This is a genomic window from Bradyrhizobium manausense, from assembly GCF_001440035.1.
Taxonomy (GTDB): Bacteria; Pseudomonadota; Alphaproteobacteria; order Rhizobiales; family Xanthobacteraceae; genus Bradyrhizobium; species Bradyrhizobium manausense.
On sequence record NZ_LJYG01000108.1, the window covers coordinates 469,431 to 478,433 of the forward strand.

9 protein-coding genes are annotated in these 9,003 nt (G+C 64.6%); 2 read left to right on the forward strand and 7 right to left on the reverse strand.

The annotated features are described in order from the left end of the window. Nucleotides 1-14: 14 nt before the first annotated feature. Nucleotides 15-1,613 carry a protein translocase subunit SecD gene (gene secD, locus AOQ71_RS32330; RefSeq protein ID WP_057755760.1) on the reverse strand — a complete coding sequence of 533 codons (1,599 nt, stop codon included), beginning with the start codon at nt 1,611-1,613 and terminating at the stop codon, nt 15-17. Nucleotides 1,614-1,662: 49 nt separating this feature from the next. Beyond that, nucleotides 1,663-2,031, reverse strand: a complete 369-nt coding sequence (gene yajC / locus AOQ71_RS32335) for a preprotein translocase subunit YajC (protein ID WP_057755761.1) — start codon at nt 2,029-2,031, stop codon at nt 1,663-1,665. 179 nt (nt 2,032-2,210) lie between these two features. On the opposite strand from yajC, the gene AOQ71_RS32340 reads away from it, so the two are divergent. After that, the gene (locus AOQ71_RS32340; protein WP_057755764.1) at nt 2,211-3,203 is read left to right on the forward strand and encodes an ATP-binding protein; all 993 of its coding nucleotides are present in this window, start codon (nt 2,211-2,213) and stop codon (nt 3,201-3,203) included. Between the two features lie 180 nt (nt 3,204-3,383). Here AOQ71_RS32340 and AOQ71_RS32345 read toward each other — a convergent pair whose 3' ends face one another. After that, nucleotides 3,384-4,781, reverse strand: a complete 1,398-nt coding sequence (locus AOQ71_RS32345; RefSeq protein WP_057755771.1) for a LysM peptidoglycan-binding domain-containing M23 family metallopeptidase — start codon at nt 4,779-4,781, stop codon at nt 3,384-3,386. A 109-nt stretch (nt 4,782-4,890) separates the two neighbouring features. Continuing rightward, a complete protein-coding gene (locus tag AOQ71_RS32350) occupies nt 4,891-5,541 on the reverse strand; it encodes a protein-L-isoaspartate(D-aspartate) O-methyltransferase (protein WP_083514639.1) in 651 nt (216 codons plus the stop codon). Nucleotides 5,542-5,781: 240 nt separating this feature from the next. Between AOQ71_RS32350 and AOQ71_RS32355 the strand changes: the two genes are divergently transcribed. Then, on the forward strand, nt 5,782-6,153 hold the full coding sequence (locus AOQ71_RS32355; protein ID WP_057756714.1) for a response regulator: 372 nt from the start codon (nt 5,782-5,784) through the stop codon (nt 6,151-6,153). Between the two features lie 2 nt (nt 6,154-6,155). Here AOQ71_RS32355 and surE read toward each other — a convergent pair whose 3' ends face one another. From surE to serS, 3 genes are all read right to left on the reverse strand, one after another. After that, nucleotides 6,156-6,923: a 5'/3'-nucleotidase SurE gene (surE, locus tag AOQ71_RS32360; protein ID WP_057755772.1), complete on the reverse strand. Its 768-nt coding sequence runs from the start codon at nt 6,921-6,923 to the stop codon at nt 6,156-6,158. Nucleotides 6,924-7,055: 132 nt separating this feature from the next. Further along, the gene (locus AOQ71_RS32365; RefSeq protein WP_057755774.1) at nt 7,056-7,421 is read right to left on the reverse strand and encodes a hypothetical protein; all 366 of its coding nucleotides are present in this window, start codon (nt 7,419-7,421) and stop codon (nt 7,056-7,058) included. 97 nt (nt 7,422-7,518) lie between these two features. Further along, complete coding sequence (gene serS, locus AOQ71_RS32370) at nt 7,519-8,850, reverse strand: serine--tRNA ligase (RefSeq protein ID WP_057755775.1); 1,332 nt, start codon at nt 8,848-8,850, stop codon at nt 7,519-7,521. Between the last annotated feature and the right edge of the window lie 153 nt (nt 8,851-9,003).

Genomic DNA, 9,003 nt, shown 5'->3' on the forward strand with positions numbered 1-9,003 from the left:
CCGGCCTCGAATGATCAAATCGGCACGGTCTTCGGCCGCTTCCACTGCACCCACCATGCCACGATCAGGCGGGTCATGGTGAAGGCGGTGAACACAGTGGTGATGATGCCGATGCCGAGCGTTACAGCGAAGCCGCGCACCGGTCCGGTGCCGATCATGAACAGCACGGCTGCGGCAATGAAGGTCGTGATGTTGGAATCGAGAATGGTCGCGAGCGCCCGCTTGAAGCCTGCGTCGATCGCCGAGATCGGGCTCCTCCCGCCGCGCAGCTCCTCGCGGATGCGCTCATAGATCAGCACGTTGGAGTCGACCGCGATGCCGACGGTGAGCACGATGCCGGCAATGCCGGGCAGGGTCAGCGTGGCGCTCAGCAGCGACAACAGGCCGAAGATCATCGCGACGTTGATACAGACGGCGATGTTGGCGAACACGCCGAACAGCCGGTACGTCAACAGCATGAACACGACGACCATGATCGATCCGACATAGGCCGCAAGCTCGCCCTTCTCGATCGAGTCCTGGCCGAGGCCCGGACCGACCGTGCGCTCTTCCACGACGGTCAGCGGCGCCGGTAGCGCGCCCGCGCGCAAGAGGATCGCGAGATCATTCGCCGACTGCACGGTGAAGCTGCCGGAGATCTGGCCCTGCCCGCCGGTGATCGGCTCGCGAATGACCGGCGCAGAGATCACCTTGTTGTCGAGGATGATCGCGAAAGGCAGTCCGACATTCTCCTGAGTCGCCTGCGCGAACTTGCGCGCGCCCGAGGTATTGAACTTGAAGCTGACGACCGGCTCATTGGTGCGCTGGTCAAAGGTCGCCTGGGCGTCGGTCAAATCGCCGCCCGCAACCAGCACCTGCTTCTTGACCACGTAGCCGGGCGGCGGCGGCGTGGCGGCGGGCAGGAACTCGGTGTCCGGCGGCAACCCGCCCTGCTGGGCCTGGTCCAGCGGCACCGACGGATCGACCATGCGGAATTCCATCTTCGCGGTCTTGCCCAGCAGTTCCTTCAAATGGGTGGGATCCTGCAAACCCGGCACCTGCACCAGGATGCGGTCGTTACCCTGACGCTGGATGATGGGCTCGACGGTGCCGAGCTCGTTGACGCGCTTCTCGACGATCTGGATCGACTGCTCGATGGTCTTGCGCAAACGGTCGATCATCGCCGGCTCCGGAATGCTGAGGCGGATCAAACCGCCACCGGCGTCGGCGACTTCAATGTCGCGCTGGCCACTCGACCCCATGAGGCCGCCGATCGGCTGCGCAAGGTCGCGCAACTTGGCGAGTGTCGTCTGGACATCCGCGTCCTTGACGCGCACCTCGACGGCATCGCCCTTCGTGACGAGACCGGTGTAAACGATCTTGGCCTCGCGCAGAACGCGACGGACGTCGTCGCGAATCTGGTCGAGCTTTTCCTTCTTCACATAGTTGGAATCGACCTCGAGCTGCAGGGACGAGCCGCCCTGCAAGTCGAGACCCAGCACCAGGCGCCGCTGCGCCCAGGCGGGCCAGGTCTTGACCCGCGCTTCGGGGAAGAAGTTCGGGACCGCAAAGAGGCACACGATCAGCGCTGTCAGGATGATCCCGAGCGCCTTCCACCGCGTGAAATACAACATCGACTGGACCTGTCAGATCAGGAGAATTGAGATGCCCGCAGGAAAGCGCTCACTTCGCCCCGGCGTCGTCCTTGGCGCTTTCCTTCGCGCTGTCCTTGGCCGGCTCGCCCTTGGCGCGCACGCCCGAGATCATCGAGCGCATCTGGCGCACGCGCACACCGTCGGAAATTTCGAACTCGATCTGGTCGTCGTCGACCACCTTGGTGACCTTGCCGACCAGGCCGCCCGAGGTCACGACGGTGTCGCCGCGGCGGATGTTCTTCACGAGCTCGGCGTGGTCCTTCACCTTCTTCTGCTGCGGACGCAGAATCAGGAAGTACATGATCACGAAGATCAGGGCGAACGGCAGCAGCGACATCAACATGCTGTTGGTGTCGCCAGCGCCCGCGGCCTGGGCATACGCAGGGGTAATCAGCATTCGGACGATCCTCGTGGAAACGGGGGAAGCCGGTCAGGCCTTGACGGCGACCGGCTCGGTCAAATTCGCGCGGACTATAGCGACCACCGCCCCAATTGCAACGCTGCCAGACCGGCGATTTGGCCACCTTGCGGCGCGCCGTCAGGCCCGATAAGGCTGCATTCTCAGGAACTTCGGACATGCCCAAAAAACCAAGTAAAAGCCCGGCCGGCAAAGGCCCCCGTGCCCCTGCTTTGAAGCCCGCCCTGGTCGCGGCAAAACGCCCCAATGCGGTCTCAAAGGCTGCCCCTCAGGCCTCCCCTGAGCTCTCCCAGGAACGCATCGCGCGCGCGCTGGAGACCATTGCGACCCACCTCGCCGCCCAGGGCAAGCCGGCGATCGAGCGCGAGTCGTTCGAGAAGGCGGACGCCTATGTCTGGCACCCCGACGGCCGCCTGGCGGCGGTGCCGCGGGTCAGCCGGGTCGAGCTGTTCCTGCTCAAGGGCGTCGACCGGATGCGCGACATCCTGATGGAGAACACCGAGCGCTTCGCCAACGGCCTGCCTGCCAACAACGCCCTGCTCTGGGGCGCGCGCGGCATGGGCAAGTCGTCGCTGGTGAAGGCGGCCCATGCCAGCATCAACGCGGACCGCAAGCCCGCCGACAGACTCAAGCTGATCGAGATCCATCGCGAGGATATCGAAACGCTGCCGACGCTGATGGAGAAGCTTCGCGACGCTGACTTCAACTTCATCGTATTCATCGACGACCTCTCCTTCGACGGCAATGATGCGTCCTACAAATCGCTCAAGGCCGTGCTCGAAGGCGGCATCGAGGGGCGGCCCGAGAACGTCATCCTCTACGCCACCTCGAACCGCCGCCATCTGCTGGCGCGCGACATGATCGAGAACGAGCGTTCGACCGCGATCAATCCCGGCGAAGCGGTCGAGGAAAAGGTTTCGCTGTCGGATCGCTTCGGCCTCTGGCTCGGCTTCCACCGCTGCAGCCAGGACGAATACCTTGCCATGGTGCGCGGCTATTGCAGCCATTTCGGCATCAAGGTCGACGACGAGGCGCTGGAGCGCGAAGCGCTGGAATGGTCGACCACGCGCGGCTCGCGCTCGGGCCGCGTCGCCTGGCAGTTCGTGCAGGAGCTGGCGGGCCGGCTCGGTGTCAAGCTGGCGGCGAAATAGCTGTAGCCGAAGCTATAACCCAAACCGCAACTGTCATTCCCCGCGAAAGCGGGGAATCCAGTACGCCGCGCCTTATCGGCTCAATAACACCTGTCTCTGGAATACTGGATCGCCCGGTCGAAGCCGGGCGATGACGGCGTGCTTTGTGGTGATGGAGTGCCCCGAACTGGAGCCCTAGCCTTATGCCCCGTTGAGGAACTGAAGCGGGTCAACCGGGCTCGATCCCTTGCGGATCTCGAAGTGGAGTTGCGGCGACGCCACCTCCCCTGATTGACCCGACTTGGCAATGACCTGGCCGCGCTTGATGGTATCGCCACGCTTCACCAGCAGCTCGCTCGCATGGGCATAGGCGGTCACGTAGCCGTTGGAGTGCCGAACCAGGACCAGATTGCCGTAACCTTTCAGCTCGTTGCCGGAATAGGCGACGACGCCGTCTTCAGCCGCCTTGACCGGCGTACCCTCGGGCACCGCGACATTGATGCCGTCATTGGACTTGCCGTTGGTCTTGGCGCCGTAGCTCGTGATCACCTTGCCGCGCACCGGCCAGCGGAAGGTCGGCAGCGAGCTGGTGGTCTCGGCCGCCTTTGCGGGCGCCTCGGCTGCCGGCTTCTCTTCGATATTGGTGGTGGCCTGCGCCAGACGCGCGCTCTGCACCGGTTGGGCGACAGCGGCCATCTTGGTGGCAGGCACTGGTGCGGCCGCAACCGGCTGCAACGCGGCCGCCACGGGAGCCGCAGCAACCGGCGCCGGAGCAAGCGGAGCGGTAACGGCCGCGGTCTTGGCGCCCGGCACGGTCAGCTTGGTGCCGAGCTTGAGCTTCGCCGACGGCTCGAGACCATTGGCGCGAGCAAGCTCGGCCGCGGAGATATGATTCTTGCGCGCGATGCTGGCGAGCGTGTCGCCGTGATTGACGAAGTGTAAGCTGGGCGGCGCGGCGACGGCCGCAACCGGCTTCGACGCCATCGCGGGCGCCGCGGCAACCGGAGTCGTAACGGGCGCCGGCGCAGCCGCCACAGCACCCGGATGCGGGATAACGAGCTGCTGGCCTGGCGAAAGTGCGCGCGGCCCCTTGTAGCCGTTGGCGGCAAGAATCGCCTGCGGCGTCACGTGATATCGTTTGGCGAGCACATCGAGCGTGTCGCTGGTGCCGACGATGATCTTGGTCCCGCCAGCCGGCTGTGCGGCCGCGACGGAGCGTTGCGGCACCGTGCCGGTGGCTTCGAGACGCGGCTGAGCCGGCGGCGTGTAGGAGCCGAGCCCCCGCCCGCCTCCAGAGACGCCCCCACCCGCCGCAACCGGATAGGATTGCGGCGCAGCGACTGCCGGCGGCGGCAGCGCCTGGGACTGATAAGAGCCCGGCTGGGTCTGCGGCCGCGCATATTGCGGCAGCTCGCGCTGCGCCGGCGGCGCCTGCTGCACCGAACCGGTCTGCTCGGACGAGAAGGGATTTGAGAAGTTCGACTGGGACAGCCGCGACGACATGTCGGCACTGCACCCTGCGAAACTCAAGGAAATCAGCGCCAGCACCGCGACCTGCGGTACGCGGCGCGAGTAAAGCAACTCGGCGACAACAGACATGGTTACTCACTCGTACGCAACAGAACTGGTTTTTTAAGTAAACACGCGCCGAGTAAATAACGGCTTAACCCTCCCAATAAGATCTTGGATGCACTGCCGATCCGGAGTTTTACAGCTCCCGCGCCACGCCAGGCAGCGCCGGCACGAAACGCACCTCAACGAGTTCCCTGCGTTCGATCCCGGCCTCGCTGCGGGTGAGCCGCGTCAGCGTCTGCACGCCCTGATGCGGGCCGACCGGCGCGATCAGGATGCCGCCGACCTCGAGCCGCTCGACCAGGTTCTCCGGAATCTGCTCCACCGCGGCGGTGACGATGATGCGGTCGAACGGACCGATGTTCGGCGGAAGGTTCAAGCCGTCGCCGAGCATCACCTCGACATTGTGACAGCCGAGCTTTTCGAGCCTGGCGCGTGCGGCGTCCGCGAGCTTTCGATATCGCTCAACGGTGAGGACCTCACGCGCCAGCTTCGACAGCACCGCGGCCTGGTAGCCGGAGCCGGCGCCGATCTCGAGCACGCGATGGCTCTTCTGGAGCTGAAGCTGCTCGGTCATGTAGGCGACGACAAAGGGCTGGCTGATGGTCTGCCCGCAGGCAATCGGCAGCGCGCTGTCACGGTAGGCGCCGTCGCGATCGGAGGCCTCGACGAAGAGCTCGCGCGGCACCTCCTCCATGGTCCGCAATACGGTCTGATCGCTGATGCCGCGACGTCTCAGCGTGAGCTGAAACATCATTTTTTCCGGCGGGGGCTGATTGGAGGTCATCGCTGCTCGTGTCGTCTCATCCGGTCCCGGATCGATGGTTTCCGCCCCAATGTCCAGAGCCAGAATCTTGTTCCTGCTGGGGAACCCATGATAACCCTTTGCGCTTAGGATTTGGCCATAAATTGGCCTGGAGCCGATAGCCACCACGGCCATTTTCAAGTGCCGGTTAGGCGAAACGCGCATTGCGTCGATTCGTGTTATCTGCGAACGTTTTCGGGAATGGGCAAGGACTCAACGACAATGACCGCGACAGGGCTCTCGGGCCGCTCTGTATTTCTCGTCGAGGACGAGGTCATGATCCGAATGATGGTTGCGGATATGCTGGAAGAGCTCGGCTACAAGATCGCGGCCGAAGCAGGCGACATCGCCGAGGCGATGCGGCTCGCCCAGGCGACCGAGTTCGACATCGCCATCCTCGACGTCAACGTCAACGGCAAGGTGATCTCGCCGGTCGCCGACGTCATCAAGGCCAAGGGCTGCCCGTTCATCTTCGCGACCGGCTACGGCTCATCCGGCCTGCCGGAGCAATATCGCGACCGGCCCGCGCTTCAGAAGCCGTTTCAGCTCGATGCGCTCGGCAAGACCATCGAAGCCGCGCTTCGCGCCGGCTAACCCTACTTCAACGTCGCGCTCAGCTCTTCGGAAAACGCTTCATTGGTGCGGTCGAGCCTGAGCGGGGTGACCGAAACGCATCGTTCCCGCAGCGCCGCGAGATCGGTCCCTTCGGCCGGCGTATCCATCATCGCTGTACGTTCGAAGCCAATCCAGAAATAGGGATTGTTGCGCCCGTCCCTGCGCTCGTCGATCCTGAGAAAGCCGAGATTGCGCTTGCCCTGCCGCGTCACGCGAATGCCGAGCACCTCTTCCGGCGCGCATGACGGGAAGTTGACGTTGATGACGGTGTCCTTGGGGATTCCGGCCTTGATCACCTTGCGCAGGATGTCGGGCCCGAATTTGCGCGCGGTGTCCCACGGCGGCCGCTCGCGCGTCTCGACGCTGAATTCCTGCGACAGCGCGAACGACGGGATACCCAGAATAGTGCCTTCGAGCGCGCCGGCGATGGTGCCGGAATAGACCACGTCCTCGGCAACGTTGCGCCCCTTGTTGACGCCGGAGAGCACGACGTCGGGCAGCTTGGCGCCGAGGATATGGCGCGCGCCCATGATGACGCAGTCGGTCGGGGTGCCGCGCACGGCAAAGTGCCGCTCGCCGACCTCGCGCAGGCGCAGGGGATCGTTCAGCGACAGCGAATGCGACACGCCGGACTGGTCGAGCTCGGGCGCCACCACCCAGACATCGTCGGACAGCGCGCGTGCGATCTCCTCCACGACCTTGAGGCCGGGAGCGTGGATGCCGTCGTCATTGGTGCAGAGAATGCGCATGCCGGGGGTCGATTCCTGAGCTGGGGTCAGGCCGTCTTATCCGGCTATCACACGTCAGGCAAACCGGCTTCGGCGCAGTCCTGACCCGTGATTCATGCTCATCGCCGCAGCGCAGCAATTGCCCGGTCCGTTCTAACGGCGGACCCGCCATTGCGGCAGGAAGCGCGCCAGCCTGCCCTCCGCACGCAGTTGCATTGCCGGCAGGGCCGGACTCGCGGCGGGCGTTGTTTCAATGACGCCAAGCGCCTTGAGTTGCGCGACGAGCGGCTCCGCCACCGGCATCTGCGGATAGCGCCCCCGCGCCACCGTCAGCGCCTTGTCAAAATCCACGACATTGACGCCGGCCTTCGCTCTGCGATCCTGAATGAGCGCGTCGTCCCAAAGCCGCGCGATGTCGATGTCCAGCACGCCACGCAAGCGCTGGTCGACGGCCTGGATGCCGGCACCCGTCACCGCCCATTGTCGGCCGATCCAGAAGATATCGCGGTGCAAGGCCATGGACGGTGGTTTCGCATTCGCAGGTCATCGGCAGGATAGCCGGCGGCCCGAACTTCGCAACCAAACGTTTCTGCCATTGCGTGCGGGCAATCACACTTTACTCGCGCGCAACCACCTTCAACCCGCCCATATAGGGCTGGAGTACGCTGGGGACCGCGATTGAACCGTCCTCCTGCTGATAGGTCTCCATCACGGCAATCAGCGCGCGGCCAACAGCGGTGCCGGAGCCGTTCAGCGTGTGCACGAAGCGCGGCTTGCCGTCCGGACCGCGCGAGCGCGCATCCATGCGGCGCGCCTGGAAATCACCGCAGACCGAGCAGCTGGAGATTTCGCGGAACATGCCGCCCTCGCCCTGCCCGGGCATCCACACTTCGATGTCATAGGTTTTTTGCGACGAAAAACCCATGTCTCCTGCACAGAGCGTCATCACGCGATAATGCAGGTCGAGCTTCTGCAGCACCTGCTCGGCGCAGGACAGCATCCGCTCCAGCTCGTCCTTGCTGGTCTCGGGCGTGGTGATCGAGACCAGTTCGACCTTGGTGAACTGATGCTGGCGGATCATACCGCGGGTGTCGCGCCCGGCCGCGCCCGCCTCGGCGCGGAAGCACGGCGTCAGCGCGGTGAGGCGCATCGGCAGCTGCTTCTCGTCGAGAATGGACTCGCGCGCGAGGTTGGTGAGCGAGACCTCGGCGGTCGGGATGAGGCCAAGGCGCTCGGTCTTCAGCCGTTCATGATCGGGTTCTGCCAGCAGCTCGCCCTTGATCGCCCAGAACTGATCGTCCTCGAATTTCGGCAACTGCCCGGTACCGAACATCACCTCGTTGCGCACGAGCAACGGTGGATTGATCTCGGTGTAACCATGCTCGGTGGTGTGCAGGTCGAGCATGAACTGGCCGATCGCGCGTTCGAGACGCGCGAGCCCCTTCTTCAGCACGACGAAGCGCGCGCCGGAGAGTTTTGCCGCCGCCTCGAAATCCATGTAGCCGAGCGCGGTGCCGAGATCGTCATGCAGCTTCGGCGCGAAGCCGTAGTTGCGCTTGGCGCCGAACACGTGGTGTTGGACGTTGCCGTGCTCATCCATGCCATCGGGCACTTCGTCGAATGGAATGTTCGGAATCGCGGACAGCTCTTTGGTGAGCTCCTCGTCGAGAGCCTTCGCGGCGGCCTCGAGCTCCGGCATCGTGGTCTTGAGCTCTGCAACCTCGGCCATCAGCTTGGCCGCGCGCGCCTCGTCCTTGGCTTTCTTGGCGTCGCCGATTTCCTTGGACGCTGCATTGCGCCGCGCCTGCGCCTGCTCCGAGGCCAGGATCGCCGCCCGCCGCCTCTCGTCGATCGCAAGCAGCGACGCCGACAACGGCTTCAGACCCCGCCGGGCGAGGCCGGCGTCGAAGGCTTGCGGATTATCGCGGATCGATTTGATGTCGTGCATGGCGGCGGTCCTGTATCAGCGCGTAAACCTACAACGGCAAACGCTGTACGTCAGCGCGCCTCCCCTAGCACAGCTGTCATCGCCCGCGAAAGCGGGCGATCCAGTATTCCAGAGAGGGCGAGGATTCCTCGATAGGCCGCGGCGTAGTGGATG